We start from the raw sequence: 13,017 nt of genomic DNA, 5'->3' as shown, positions 1-13,017 counted from the left end.
ATCGCATCAGGTCGGCCACGATGATAAGGAAGAAACGCCGTTTTGCTGCCGAAGGCGAAGGAGGACGGATGCTTACGGGAACCTGCCATTGCGGTGCGGCCCACTGGACCTTGAAGGGCGATCCCGGGCCGATCACCGCTTGCAACTGCACGCTGTGCCGACGTTACGGCACGCTCTGGGCCTACGACTTTGTCGATGAACGTATCCGCGTCGTGGGGCCGATAAAAAGCTATAAACGTGCCGGCAAGGCCGAACCCACGCTCGAGATCCTGTTCTGCCCGACATGTGCGTGCGTGCTTGCCTGGCGCGGTTTGCGCCCAGCCGAGTCCGGCCGCACGCGGATCGCCGTCAATGTAAGGCTTGCGCCGCCGGAAGCCGTGGCCGACCTGCCGATCGACCATTTCGACGGTCTCGAGACCTACGACGATCTGCCGCGCGATGGCCGCTGCGTGCGCGACATGTGGTTTTGATTTGGGTGGTTTGATTTGGGCGAGATCAGAAGATGGTGCGGGGAGCCTGCCGTTCGACGGCGGGAGACAGGCCGTCATCCCGATCGCGGGCAACTTCCCTGCGCGGGCGCTCGACTGGCGCGGCGGATGCCGATGCGGCGTCCGGCGGGACAATAAGCTGCGGCAGCTGCTTGTAGGAGAAGCCGCCCCTGATATGCCCCATCCTGCTGGCGACTATATCCGCGGCCGCCTTCTCGAGATTGCGGTCGTAGCGCGTTCCGGCGATGGCCGGCGCTGCGATGGCGGTCAGGATCGCCATACCGCATAGAAGCGTCTTCACTTTTGTTGTCTCCCTGCCTGGCCAGAACCTAGCAGCGTGCCGTTGAAAAACGGGCAAGAGACACGGTAAGCAAAACGCCAAACAGCAATGTCAACAATGCGTTACGACATCGAGCCGGCAAACCGATTCAAAACGCTTGATGTGTCGAGTCAGGCGCGCTGGGCGTGGGCCGCCTGCCCGAGGGCGGTGAAAACCGTATGGACGATGCCGGCGGCATCGAGACCGGCATCGGCATACATCTTTTCCGGCTTGGCGTGGTCGGCAAACATGTCCGGCAGCACAAGCGGGCGCACTTTCAGGCCGCTTTCCAGCAGGCCCTCATGGGCGAGGAACTGCAAAACGTGACTGGCGAAGCCGCCGATGGCGCCCTCCTCCACCGTGACCAGAACCTCGTGCGAGCGGGCCAGCCGCCGGATCAGATCCTCGTCGAGCGGCTTCGCGAAGCGCGCATCGGCGACGGTGGTCGAAAGCCCGGACGCGCCCAGCTCCTCGGCCGCGATCAGGCAATCCTGCAAGCGCGTGCCGAAGGAGAGGAGTGCCACCTTGCCGCCTTCCCTGATGATGCGGCCCTTGCCGATTTCGAGCACCGAGCCGCGATCGGGCATGTCGACGCCGACGCCATTGCCGCGCGGATAGCGGAAGGCGATCGGGCCGTCATCGTAGGTTGCCGCGGTGCGCACCATGTGGCGCAGTTCCGCCTCGTCGGCCGCCGCCATGACGACGAAGCCCGGCAGGGAGGCCAGGAAGGTGGTGTCGAAGGCGCCGCAATGGGTGGCGCCGTCGGCTCCGACGAAGCCGGCGCGATCGATGGGGAAGCGCACCGGCAATTTCTGGATCGCCACGTCGTGCACGACCTGATCGTAGGCACGTTGCAAGAAGGTCGAATAGATCGCCGCGAACGGCTTGTAGCCTTCGGTCGCGAGGCCGGCCGCGAACGTCACCGCATGCTGTTCGGCGATGCCGACGTCGAAGGTCCTGGCCGGAAACACTTCGCCGAACAGGTCAAGCCCGGTGCCGCCCGGCATGGCGGCGGTGACGGCGACGATGCGCTCGTCCTCCTGGGCCTCCCGGATCAGGCTTTCGGCGAACACCTTGGTATAGGCCGGCGCGTTGGCCGGGGCCTTGGCCTGAGCGCCGGTGATGACGTCGAACTTGTTGACGCCGTGATATTTGTCGGCCGCGGCCTCGGCCGGCGCGTAGCCCTTGCCCTTCTGGGTGACGACATGGATCAGCACGGGGCCCTTGCCATTGTCACGGACATTTTTCAGCACCGGGATCAGATGGTCCAGATTGTGGCCGTCGATCGGACCGATATGGTAGAAGCCGAGCTCCTCGAACAGCGTGCCGCCGGTGACGTAGCCGCGCGCATGCTCGACCGCCCTGGTGATGGCACGGTCGGCACGCTTGCCAAGATACGAGGTCAGTTTCTTGCCGAAGTCGCGCAGGCCGACATAGGCCTTGCCAGAGGCCAGGCGCGCCAGATAGGCGCTCATGGCGCCGGTCGGCGGGGCGATCGACATGTCGTTGTCGTTGAGGATGACGATCAGGCGGGCATCGAGCGCGCCGGCATTGTTCATCGCCTCGTAGGCCATGCCGGCCGACATGGCGCCGTCGCCGATGACAGCGACGACATTGTTGCGGCCGCCGGCAAGATCGCGGGCCGCCGCCATGCCGAGGCCGGCCGATATCGACGTCGAGGAGTGGGCGGCGCCAAACGGATCGTATTCGCTTTCGGTGCGGCGGGTGAAGCCGGAGAGGCCGCCCTCCTGCCGCAGGGTGCGGATGCGATCGCGGCGCCCGGTCAGGATCTTGTGCGGATAGGCCTGGTGGCCGACATCCCAGATCAACCGGTCATCGGGCGTGTTGAAGACATAGTGCAGCGCCACGGTCAGTTCGACCACGCCAAGCCCGGCGCCGAGATGACCGCCGGTGCGCGACACCGCGTCGATCAGTTCGAGGCGAAGCTCCGATGCCAGTTGCGGCAATTCGCTTTCGGAAAGCGTGCGCAGCTCGGCCGGGATGCGGACCTTGTCGAGAAGCGGCGTATGCGGCGTTGCGTTCACGGGTAGGCCCAAGCTTCTGTTCATGCGCGGGATAGGCCGCCGGCAGGCGAAAGTAAATGCCTGCCAAATGACGCGAAAGGCACGCCCCGTCGTCGACTTCCTCAGCCTTCCGGCAGTGGAATGAACTCTTCCTCATCGCCGGGAACGATGTCGAAGCGGCCGGTCTTCCATTCTTGCTTGGCCTGTTCGATGCGCTCCTTGGAGGACGAGACAAAATTCCACCAGATGTAGCGCTTCGAGCCCAGCGAGGCACCGCCGAAAAGCATGAAATGGGCACCAGCCTGTGAGGATACGACGATCTCGTCGCCGGGCCGGAACACCAGAAGCCGTTCCGCCGGAAACACGTCGCCGGAAATCGAGACCTCGCCTTCCAGCGTATAGATGGCGCGTTCTTCCGCGTCAGCAGGGATTTTCACGCTGGCGCCGGGCGCCAGCCTGAGGTCGGCGTAGAGCGTCTCGGAATCGGCTCGCACCGGGGAACGCAGCCCCTGGAAATCGCCTATAACGATGCGGCCGCTGACGCCTTCCGCGTCGATGTCGGGAAGCCGCGCGACAGCGGTGTTTTCGAAAACCGGCGCCACTTCCTCCTTGCCGTCCGGCAGCGCCAACCATGTCTGCAGCCCCGAGATCGACATCGGCGCGCCGCGCAGTTCTTCCGGCGTGCGCTCCGAATGGACGATGCCGCGGCCGGCGGTCATCAGGTTCACGTCACCCGGCTCGATCACCATCTCGGTGCCGAGCGAATCGCGATGCCTGATCCTGCCGTCGAACAGGTAGGTGACCGTCGACAGGCCGATATGAGGATGCGGCCGGACGTCGAGCGCCTGACCGGCACGCAGGATGGCCGGGCCCATGCGGTCGAAGAAGATGAAGGGACCGACCAGCCGCCTTTTGGCAGTCGGCAAGGCGCGGCGAACCTGAAAACCGCCAATGTCCTTGGCGTTCGGAATGACCATCAATTCGATCTGGTCGCTGGCAAAGGCATCGCCGGCTTCAGGATCCTTCCCGGGAAAGAAGCTCATGAACTCTCCTTGTCAGCGGCCGATGGCTGCTTTGGCCAGATCAGGCAAAGCGGATCGCCGCCTTCGCCCGCAGCTTGGCCGCAACCTCCTCGCGATTGCGCGGATGCTGGTTGGTTTCAAGCGAATCGAGAAGCTCGCGCGCCGACGCCGCGATGGCCTCGACGGCATGGTCGAATGCGTGCTGGTTCTGCTTCGAAGGCCGCGTCGTTCCGCTCAGCTTGCGAACGAATTGAAGGGCTGCATCGCGCACCTCGTCGTTGGTCGCCGGCGGATCAAAATTGAACAGGGTCTTGATGTTTCTGCACATCGCTTCCGTATCTCCTCTTGTCCTGGAGCCGTTTCAATCGGGACGCGTTCTATCCTCAATCATGATCGTGTCAAAAACCAGAGAGACGGCTGCGTGCCTCAATCCGCGTCCAGCGGCTCCGTCCCGACCGGCTTGCCGTCGCGGGACAGCCTGATCTTCTCCACCTTGTCCTCGGCCGCCTTGAGCAGCCGGTCGCAATGCACCTTCAGCGCCTCGCCGCGCTCGTAGATCCTAATGGACTGGTCGAGCGGCACATCGCCACGCTCCAGATCATCGACGATCTTCTCCAGCGCGTCGAGAGCCTGTTCGAAGCTCATCGCCTTGACGTCTTCGTTGGTTTCACCAGCCATCATTCATCCTTTCATCAGTCGCCCGACATGGGCGGCGACCGAAAATGCCAATCCTTGCAGATCGTAGCCGCCCTCGAGCAGGCTGACGAGCCGGTTGCCGCTGTGGCGCGCCGCGCGCTGCATGAGTTGGCCGGTCGCCCAGTCGAAATCATCCTCGGTCAGGTTGATCTCGGCCAGCGGGTCGCGATGATGCGCATCGAAGCCGGCCGAAATGATGATCAGGTCGGGTGCAAAATTGTCGAGCGAGGGCAGCACGCGCGACAGGAAGGCATCGCGGAACGCCTCGCTGCCGGTCTGCGGCGCAAGCGGCGCGTTGACGATGTTGCCGGCGCCGGTTTCGTTCTTTGCTCCGGTGCCGGGGTAGAGCGGCATCTGGTGCGTCGAGCAATAAAGCACGGACGGATCGTCCCAGAAAACATCCTGCGTGCCGTTGCCGTGATGCACGTCCCAGTCGACGATGGCGACACGTTCGATATCGTGTTTGCGCTGTGCATAACGTGCGGCGATGGCCGCCGTGTTGAACAGGCAGAAGCCCATCGCGGTCGCTTTCTCGGCATGATGGCCGGGCGGCCGGGCGGCGACGAAAACGTTGTCTGCCCTGCCGGCAAAGACGTCGTCGACGGCGGCGTTGGCGGCTCCGATCGCGGTGATCGCCGCCTGCCAGCTCTTCGGGCTGGCCGTTGTGTCGGCATCGATGCGGGCGATGCCCGTCTCGGGAATGGCGGCGCGTACCCGCTCGACGAAATCCTCGGGATGCGCGTAGAGAATGGTGGCCTCGTCGCCTTGTGGCGCCTCGAGGCGGTCGAGCGCGGCAAAAGCCTCGTCGTCGAGCACGCGCTCGATGGCGCGCAAGCGGTCCGGCCGCTCCGGATGGCCGGGTGGCGTGATGTGCTCGAGGAAGATCGGATGGGTGTAGAGACGAGTGGCCATGCTCCCTATCTAGTGCCCCGGCGCGGCGATGGCCATGCGTTGCGGCCTGATGGTTGGGGAAAATCGCGCTTGCGTCCGTTCGCGTCGCCGCGGGGATTGGCGGCGCAGGGGCTTCGTCGTAAAGTCCCCGCCACTGCCTGGTGCCCGCCGCGAGCGGGAGAATCGGGAACACGGTTTGATACCGTGGCGTGCCCAACGCTGTAAGGGGGACCGCGCCGGTAAATGCCACTGTCGATGACGGGAAGGCGCCGGATGCGGGTTGATCCCGAGCCAGAAGACCGGCCTGGCAGGCATCGTCATCCGCATGGTCAGGCGGACGGCAGTTGATTGCAATCGCAAGGGGACAAGCGATGCCGGACAATATGACCATCCCCGTGGGTGACGGATTCGACCAGATGGCGCGCGATGCGGTCTACCGCGCCATGTTCACGCGGCGCGATGTCCGCAGCCATTTTACATCAGAGGCCGTCGACGACGAGGTCTTGGCGCGGCTGCTGCTTGCCGCCCATCACGCGCCATCGGTCGGCTTCATGCAGCCATGGAATTTCATCGTCATTCGTGGCACCGAACGACGGGAACAGGTGCGCGACCTGTTCCTCGCTGCGCGCGAGCAGGAATTGCCGGCGATCGAGGAAGAGCGGCGGGCACTCTACCGCAAGCTCAAGCTGGAAGGCATCTGCGAAAGCGCGCTCAATATCTGTATCACCTGCGACCGCCGACGCTCACAGGGTTCGCCGCTGGGACGCTGGCACAATCTCGAGATGGATCTCTACAGCACGGTCTGCGCGGTGCAGAATTTCTGGCTGGCGGCGCGCGCCGAAGGCGTCGGCGTTGGCTGGGTCAGCATTATCGAGGCGCAGGCGTTGAAAGGCCTTCTGTCGATTCCCGAGCATGTGACGCCGGTGGCCTATCTCTGTGTCGGCCGTGTCTCGGAGTTCGCGCCGAAACCGGACCTCGAAACACATGGCTGGGGGCGGCGGCTGCCGCTGCCCGAGCTGATCATGAGCGAGACGTTTTGCGGACAGGGCGAAGTTCCGCTCAAATCAACGATCGCACGCCTCAAGGCGGCAACATGCGAAAAGTCTGACAAACCCTTGATTTGATTGCGGATACGGCATGCCCAGAGCTGCCGGCGGCCTGCCGTCGTCAGGCGGCTCCGGCATCCTTCCTCAACAATCCTTCGAGCAGTTGCTTGAATGCCGCCACCACGGTCTTTGATGTCGCTTCCGGGTCGTTCGAATTGGCGATCCGCTGCGCCGCCTGGCTGCTCGCCCCGTTGATCAGCCGTGCCGCGGTCTCGGGGTCTACGCCCGGGACAACTACCCCGTCGCCCTGCAGCGTCGTCAGGTGATCGGTCATCGACGCGACGCAGGCATTGGCGTTCGGCCATTGCGCGGGATCCCCCAGCACGGCCGGACCGTCCCGAAACATGATGCGCTGGATTTCCGGCTCCAGCGCCATTTCGATGTAGCTCGTGCATTCGTCGACGAAGCTTTGCCAGCGGGTCGGTGCTTTCGCTGCAACCTCATTCACCCGTGCCGCCATCTCGGCGTCTATCTCGGCGATAACCGCCTGCAAAAGCCCCTTCTTGTCCCCGAAATGATGATAGAGCGCACCGCGCGTCAGCCCGGCCGATGCGGTGAAATCATCCATCGATGCCTCGGCATAACCGATCGTTCCGAACGCATGCCGGGCCGCGGCAATCAATTTGGCGCGCGTTTCGGCGATCATTTCCCTGCGGGGCTTGTGCATCTCTTCTGGCCTTATCCACATACGTCACGTATGCCAATTGACATACGCGACGTATGATCTATTTAGTTCATACGCATCGTATGTAATTTCCGAATCGCCTTTTGTCGAGGAACGGACCATGCAGAACCCCTATTCCGAGATCTTTCGAGCCCCTGGCGCCAAGGGCTTTGCCGCTGCAGGCTTCATGGCGCGCCTGCCGATCGCCATGGCGCCGATCGGCATCGTGGCGATGCTGTCGCAGACGCGTGGCGAATACTGGCTGGCGGGTGCCGTCTCGGCGACATTCGCGCTGGCCAACGCTTTCCTGGCGCCGCAGATCTCCAGGCTGGTCGACCGCCTCGGCCAGACATGGATCGTCGTGCCCACCACCATCATCTCCGTGCTGGCATTCCTGCTGCTGATTGCGTCGGCCAACCAGGATTGGCCGGTATGGACAATGTTCGTGTCGGCGCTGCTGGCAGCGGCCATGCCCAGCATGCCGGCAATGGTGCGCGCGCGCTGGACCGAGCTTTTTCGCGGCCGGCCGGAGATGAACACCGCCTTCGCCTTCGAATCGGCGGCCGACGAACTGGTCTATATCGCCGGCGCGTCGCTGTCGGTGGGCCTCAGTGCGGCGCTGTTTCCGGAAGCAGGCATGCTGGCGAGCACGTTGTTTCTCGCTTTGGGCTCGATAGCATTCATCCTGCAGCGATCGACCGAGCCGAAAGTGCGGCCGGTGGACCATGGTTCGACTGGCTCGGCAATCCGCCTGCGGCCGGTACAGATCATCACCTTCACCCTGATCTTCATCGGCGCGACCTTCGCGACGACGGAAGTGAGCACCGTGGCGATCACCAAGGAGTTCGGCCAAGCCGGTGCCGCAAGCCTGGTGATCGGCGTCTATGCGCTGGGATCGTTCGTGTTGGGCATCGTGGTCGGCGCGCTCAACCTCAAGACGCCGCTACAGCGCCAGCTGACCGTCGCGGTCGCCATCATCGCAGTCAGCACGATTTTGCCGCTCACCGCCGACAGCGTGCCGATTTTGGCGCTGACCGTCTTCATCAGCGGCGTGGCGATCTCGCCGACTTTCATCACGGCATTCGGCCTGATCGAACGGCATGTGCCGGAAGCGATGCTGACCGAGGGCATTACCTGGGTGACAACGGGAATCGGCATCGGCATGGCGCTGGGCTCTTTCGCCGCCGGCGCGGTGGTGGATGCGTTCGGCGCCCAGAACGGGTTCTGGGTCTCGGTGGTCGCGGGCGGCATCGCGCTGGTCACGGTGCTGCTCGGCCAGCGCAGTCTTGCCACTCACAAATGCGAGTTGGATGGGTGTGAAGCGGCCGTCGCTGCCGCGGAATGAACCATGACGCGTCCGGTTCAGCGGGTCGGACGCTATTGCCGCCGTCGAACCTAGAGAATCTCGGTCTTGGCGATGTGGATGCCAAAACCTTCGAGGCCGACATAGTGGCGCTCGCGCGAGGCGATCAAATTGATCGAGGAAATGCCGAGATCCTTCAGGATCTGAGCACCGAGCCCGATCTCGCGCCATTCATTCTCGCGACGGCGCGCCTCTTCGTGGTCCTCCCGGTCGCCGCTCGCCGGCCGGTTGCGCTCCTGGTGGGCGACACCGACCGAGCCCTCGCGCAGATAGACGATGACGCCGCGCTTGCGCTCGCCCATCGCCTTCATGATGGCGTCCAGCCGGTGGCTGGTGCCGAAGACGTCGGTCACCACGTCCTCGGAGTGCAGACGCACAGGCACCTCTTCTCCGTCGCGGATGTCGCCGAAGACGACGGCGACATGGTGCATGGAATCCCAGGGCAGCGTGTAAGTGAAGACCTGCGCCTTGCCGCCGAGCGTGTCGATCTCGGAGCATGCCACGCGTTCGACCAGCGTTTCCTTGCGTTGTCGGTAAGCAATGAGGTCGGCGACAGAAACCTGCTTGAGGCCGTGCTCCTCGGCAAAAGCCGCGACCTGCGGGCCGCGCTTGACGGTGCCGTCGTCATTGACCAGTTCCGAGATCACGCCGATCGGCGGCAGGCCGGCGAGCTTGCACAGATCGACGGCCGCCTCGGTATGGCCCGAACGCATCAGCACGCCGCCTTCGCGCGCGATGAGCGGGAAGATGTGGCCGGGGCGGACGAAATCGGAGGCGCCGACATTGCCGTTGGCGAGATTGCGCACGGTCAGCGTGCGGTCGTCAGCTGAAATGCCAGTCGTGGTGCCGTGCTTGAAATCGACGCTAACCGTGAAGGCGGTGGTGTGCGCCGAATCATTGTCGGCGACCATCGGCGCAAGGTTGAGGCGCTTGGCCTCCTCGCGCGGCATCGGCGTGCAGACGATGCCCGAAGTGTTGCGCACGATGAAGGCCATCTTTTCCGGCGTGCAATGGACGGCGGCGACGATCAGGTCGCCCTCGTTCTCGCGCCCGTCATCATCCATGACGACGACGATCTCGCCGCGCTCGAAGGCCCGGATTGCTTCGACGATCTTCTTCTGGTCGTAAGACATGGAATGCTCGCTTCGCTCGCAAGGGAGTAGGGGAATAGGGCAGTAAGGGAGTAGGGGAAAGGAAAAATTGCTCGTCTCGCGGGCAGCTTAACAGACTGCCCTACTGCCCTACTGCCCTACTGCCTTCCTTGCCTGTCTGTCCTCGGTGCCGCAGATAATGGTCGGCGATTGCGCAGGCAACCATCGCCTCGCCGATCGGTACGGCGCGAATGCCCACACACGGATCATGGCGACCCTTGGTCATCACTTCGACGTCGTTGCCGTCCTTGTCGATCGACTTCCGGGGCGTCAGGATTGAAGACGTCGGCTTGACGGCGAAGCGGGCGATGATCGCCTGGCCGGTCGAGATACCGCCAAGGATGCCGCCGGCATTGTTGGACAGGAACACCGGCTGGCCGTCATTGCCGATGCGCATCTCGTCGGCATTCTGTTCGCCGGTGATGCGGGCGGCCTCGAAGCCGTTGCCGATCTCGACGCCCTTGACGGCGTTGATCGACATCAGGCCTGACGCGATATCCTGGTCGAGCTTTGCGTAGATCGGCGCGCCGAGGCCGGCCGGAACGCCGTCGGCGACGATCTCGATCACGGCGCCGACGGAGGAACCCGCCTTGCGGATGCCGTCGAGATAGCTCGTGAAAACGGGAACGGACGCCGGATCCGGCGTGAAGAACGGATTGTCCGCGTCGCCAATGAAATTCCAGTTCCAGTTGGCGCGGTCGATCGACTTCTCGCCCATCGATACCAGTGCACCGCGCACCACCATGCCCGGCACGACCTTGCGGGCGAGGGCTCCGGCGGCGACCCGAGCCGCGGTCTCGCGCGCCGAGGATCGGCCGCCGCCGCGATAGTCGCGCACGCCGTATTTGACGTCATAGGTGTAGTCCGCATGGCCCGGCCTGTACTGGCGGGCGATCTCTCCATAGTCCTTCGAGCGCTGGTCGACATTCTCGATCAGCATGGAGATCGGCGTACCTGTCGCGATCATCGTCTCGCCGTCATCGTCAAGGATGAAGCCCGACAGCACCTTCACTTCGTCAGGCTCACGGCGCTGCGTGACGAAGCGCGACTGGCCGGGCCGGCGCTTGTCGAGTTCGGCCTGGATTTCGTCACGCGTGAAGCGGATGCCGGGTGGGCAGCCGTCGACCACGCAGCCCAATGCGGCCCCATGGCTTTCGCCCCAGGTGGTGACGCGGAAAAGATGGCCGAACGTGTTGTGAGACATCGCAAAGTGCCCTGCCCGGCATCGGAGCCGACTGAAGCCTGCCTTCTATTGGCGTTTTCCACAGGGGTCAAACCGTGATCTTCGGATTTAGTTTTGACACATTCGATTGGTTTCTGCTCTGCTCCATTCGCCGTTGAGGATCCGCCGCTACCCATGCCGGCGCAATACCAAAGAGGACGATGATGCGTACCCTGATTGGCGCTGTTGCCGCCACATTCCTGCTTTGCATCGCCGCTTTCGCCGGGCAGACCGAAGGCCTGATCAAGAAGATCGACAAGGACGCGCTGACCCTGACGCTGGACGACGGCAAATCCTACAAGCTGAACGCGGAAACCGATCTCGACGCGCTGAAGCCGGGCATGGACATCGTCATCGCCTATGACGTGACCAATGGCGAAAACGTCGTCACCGATATGCAGTTGCCTGACAGCGACTCCGACTAGGCTTCCAATGCAAATCGGCTGTTCGGCGTTTGTTGAGCCGTTACAGCCGTTTTATGCACCTGCGCCGGCAGCCTGCATGAGCCTTCCTGGATCGTGCCAGGTGCCTAAAGCCACCCCAGGCTGTCGCCTTCCAGCTTGAGCACGCGGTCCTGCGGTATCGCCAGCTTCGCCGCATCGTCCTCGGCCATGTCAAGCACGAAGCGAAACAAGGTGCGCATGACGCCGCCATGCGTCACGCAGACTGTCTGGCGCTCGAGCGCGTCGAACCACGGCTTTACCCGTTCTAGCAGCATCTGGTAGCTCTCGGCATCTTTGCCCGGTGGCTGAAAGTTCCATTTGTCCAGCGCACGCGTCCTGCTCGCACCCGGAAATTGCGTCTCCAGCTCGGCAAAGGTGAAACCCTGCCAGTCGCCGAAATTCACTTCAACAAGGCGGGGATCGGTCCCGTAGGCAGCCGGGTCGAGCTTCATGGCGGCGCGAATGCGCTCCATGGTCTCGCGCGTGCGCCGCATCGGGCTGGCAACGAAATCGAACTCTGCGGGATTGGAGATCAGGTCAGCCAGCCGATGCCCGTTTGCGCTCGCCTGCTCGCGGCCGAGCGCGTTGATGTCGGTATCGGCCTGCCCCTGAAGCCGGAATTCGGCATTCCACGCGGTCTGGCCGTGGCGCACGATATAAACCAGCGGGTACATCAGGTCTTCCGGAGGTCGGGCCAGGGCCTGGGCGGAGGATAGGCGGAGGAGTTAATCCTTGACTGTCGAAATGTCAGGTGCGTCGACCGCCTTCATGCCGACGACGTGATAGCCGGAATCGACATGATGCACTTCGCCGGTGACGCCGCGCGACAGGTCGGACAGGAAATAGACGCCGGAATCGCCGACCTCTTCCTGGGTGACCGTCTGCTTCAGCGGCGAATTGTACTCGTTCCACTTCAGGATGTAGCGGAAGTCACCAATGCCGGAAGCGGCCAGCGTCTTGATCGGGCCCGCCGAGATCGCGTTGACGCGGATCTTCTTGGCGCCGAGATCGACGGCGAGGTAACGCACGCTGGCCTCGAGTGCGGCCTTGGCGACGCCCATGACGTTGTAATGCGGCATCACCTTTTCGGCGCCGTAATAGGTCAGCGTCAAAAGCGAACCGCCATCGGTCATCAGCGCCTCGGCGCGCTTGGCGATGGTGGTGAAGGAATAGACCGAAATATCCATCGTGCGCAGGAAATTATCGCGCGTCGTCTCGACATAGCGGCCGGTCAGTTCGTCCTTGTCGGAAAAAGCGATGGCATGGACGAGGAAGTCGAGCTTGCCCCAATGATTGGCGACATTTGCGAAAACGTCGTCGAGGCTCGCCGGATCGGTCACATCGCAATGGCCGGCGACAAAGGCGCCGAGTTCCGCAGCCAGTGGCTCGACCCGCTTCTTGAACGCTTCACCCTGATAGGTCAGCGCGATCTCGGCGCCGTGGTCGACGCATGCCTTGGCGATGCCGTAGGCGATCGACCTGTTGTTGGCGACGCCGAGGATCAGGCCGCGTTTGCCGGCCATCAGGCCCTGTCCACCCGCCATATGCGTGCTCTCCGCAAGATTTCTTATTTGTGGAGAGCCCTATCGCACAGGCACAGAGCCCCTTCAAGCGCTCAAACGGGACAG

The 13,017-nt window shown here is 63.4% G+C and carries 15 protein-coding genes and 1 riboswitch; of the genes, 4 read left to right on the top strand and 11 right to left on the bottom strand.

The window, feature by feature from the left end; all coding sequences use genetic code 11:
• Window positions 1-68: 68 nt before the first annotated feature.
• On the top strand, window positions 69-470 hold the full coding sequence (locus FJ951_RS10060) for a GFA family protein (RefSeq protein ID WP_140514816.1): 402 nt from the start codon (window positions 69-71) through the stop codon (window positions 468-470).
• A 25-nt stretch (window positions 471-495) separates the two neighbouring features.
• On the opposite strand, the gene FJ951_RS10055 is transcribed toward FJ951_RS10060, so the two are convergent.
• The 6 genes from FJ951_RS10055 to FJ951_RS10030 form a co-directional block, all read right to left on the bottom strand.
• The gene (locus FJ951_RS10055; RefSeq protein WP_140514815.1) at window positions 496-789 is read right to left on the bottom strand and encodes a hypothetical protein; all 294 of its coding nucleotides are present in this window, start codon (window positions 787-789) and stop codon (window positions 496-498) included.
• 149 nt (window positions 790-938) lie between these two features.
• The gene (gene dxs / locus FJ951_RS10050) at window positions 939-2,876 is read right to left on the bottom strand and encodes a 1-deoxy-D-xylulose-5-phosphate synthase (RefSeq protein WP_181172219.1); all 1,938 of its coding nucleotides are present in this window, start codon (window positions 2,874-2,876) and stop codon (window positions 939-941) included.
• Window positions 2,877-2,953: 77 nt separating this feature from the next.
• Window positions 2,954-3,874: a pirin family protein gene (locus tag FJ951_RS10045; RefSeq protein ID WP_140498066.1), complete on the bottom strand. Its 921-nt coding sequence runs from the start codon at window positions 3,872-3,874 to the stop codon at window positions 2,954-2,956.
• A 40-nt stretch (window positions 3,875-3,914) separates the two neighbouring features.
• Window positions 3,915-4,181, bottom strand: a complete 267-nt coding sequence (locus tag FJ951_RS10040) for a DUF2277 domain-containing protein (protein ID WP_010914875.1) — start codon at window positions 4,179-4,181, stop codon at window positions 3,915-3,917.
• Window positions 4,182-4,279: 98 nt separating this feature from the next.
• A complete protein-coding gene (locus tag FJ951_RS10035; protein WP_140498064.1) occupies window positions 4,280-4,531 on the bottom strand; it encodes an exodeoxyribonuclease VII small subunit in 252 nt (83 codons plus the stop codon).
• Window positions 4,532-4,534: 3 nt separating this feature from the next.
• Window positions 4,535-5,461, bottom strand: coding sequence for a histone deacetylase family protein (locus tag FJ951_RS10030; RefSeq protein ID WP_140514813.1), 927 nt, complete (start codon window positions 5,459-5,461; stop codon window positions 4,535-4,537).
• A 121-nt stretch (window positions 5,462-5,582) separates the two neighbouring features.
• A riboswitch (cobalamin riboswitch) is annotated at window positions 5,583-5,763 on the top strand.
• 48 nt (window positions 5,764-5,811) lie between these two features.
• On the opposite strand from FJ951_RS10030, the gene bluB reads away from it, so the two are divergent.
• Window positions 5,812-6,564 (top strand): 5,6-dimethylbenzimidazole synthase, encoded by a 753-nt coding sequence (gene bluB / locus FJ951_RS10025; RefSeq protein WP_140514812.1) that lies wholly within the window; start codon window positions 5,812-5,814, stop codon window positions 6,562-6,564.
• A gap of 43 nt (window positions 6,565-6,607) precedes the next feature.
• Here the strand turns inward: bluB and FJ951_RS10020 are convergent, their stop codons facing one another.
• Window positions 6,608-7,213, bottom strand: a complete 606-nt coding sequence (locus tag FJ951_RS10020) for a TetR/AcrR family transcriptional regulator (protein ID WP_140498058.1) — start codon at window positions 7,211-7,213, stop codon at window positions 6,608-6,610.
• Window positions 7,214-7,331: 118 nt separating this feature from the next.
• Between FJ951_RS10020 and FJ951_RS10015 the strand changes: the two genes are divergently transcribed.
• Window positions 7,332-8,555: an MFS transporter gene (locus tag FJ951_RS10015; protein ID WP_140514810.1), complete on the top strand. Its 1,224-nt coding sequence runs from the start codon at window positions 7,332-7,334 to the stop codon at window positions 8,553-8,555.
• 50 nt (window positions 8,556-8,605) lie between these two features.
• Here FJ951_RS10015 and ribB read toward each other — a convergent pair whose 3' ends face one another.
• Window positions 8,606-9,706, bottom strand: a complete 1,101-nt coding sequence (ribB, locus tag FJ951_RS10010; RefSeq protein ID WP_140514808.1) for a 3,4-dihydroxy-2-butanone-4-phosphate synthase — start codon at window positions 9,704-9,706, stop codon at window positions 8,606-8,608.
• A gap of 100 nt (window positions 9,707-9,806) precedes the next feature.
• A complete protein-coding gene (aroC, locus tag FJ951_RS10005; protein WP_140514806.1) occupies window positions 9,807-10,928 on the bottom strand; it encodes a chorismate synthase in 1,122 nt (373 codons plus the stop codon).
• 182 nt (window positions 10,929-11,110) lie between these two features.
• Between aroC and FJ951_RS10000 the strand changes: the two genes are divergently transcribed.
• On the top strand, window positions 11,111-11,371 hold the full coding sequence (locus tag FJ951_RS10000; RefSeq protein WP_140514804.1) for a DUF1344 domain-containing protein: 261 nt from the start codon (window positions 11,111-11,113) through the stop codon (window positions 11,369-11,371).
• A 104-nt stretch (window positions 11,372-11,475) separates the two neighbouring features.
• On the opposite strand, the gene FJ951_RS09995 is transcribed toward FJ951_RS10000, so the two are convergent.
• Window positions 11,476-12,063 (bottom strand): histidine phosphatase family protein, encoded by a 588-nt coding sequence (locus FJ951_RS09995; protein WP_140498047.1) that lies wholly within the window; start codon window positions 12,061-12,063, stop codon window positions 11,476-11,478.
• A 51-nt stretch (window positions 12,064-12,114) separates the two neighbouring features.
• Window positions 12,115-12,933: an enoyl-ACP reductase FabI gene (fabI, locus tag FJ951_RS09990; RefSeq protein ID WP_140514802.1), complete on the bottom strand. Its 819-nt coding sequence runs from the start codon at window positions 12,931-12,933 to the stop codon at window positions 12,115-12,117.
• Window positions 12,934-13,017: the final 84 nt, after the last annotated feature.

It is taken from the genome of Mesorhizobium sp. B2-2-3, from assembly GCF_006442405.1.
GTDB lineage: Bacteria > Pseudomonadota > Alphaproteobacteria > Rhizobiales > Rhizobiaceae > Mesorhizobium.
Note: the sequence above shows the minus strand (reverse complement) of the source record. Positions and strands in the feature narration are given on the sequence as shown.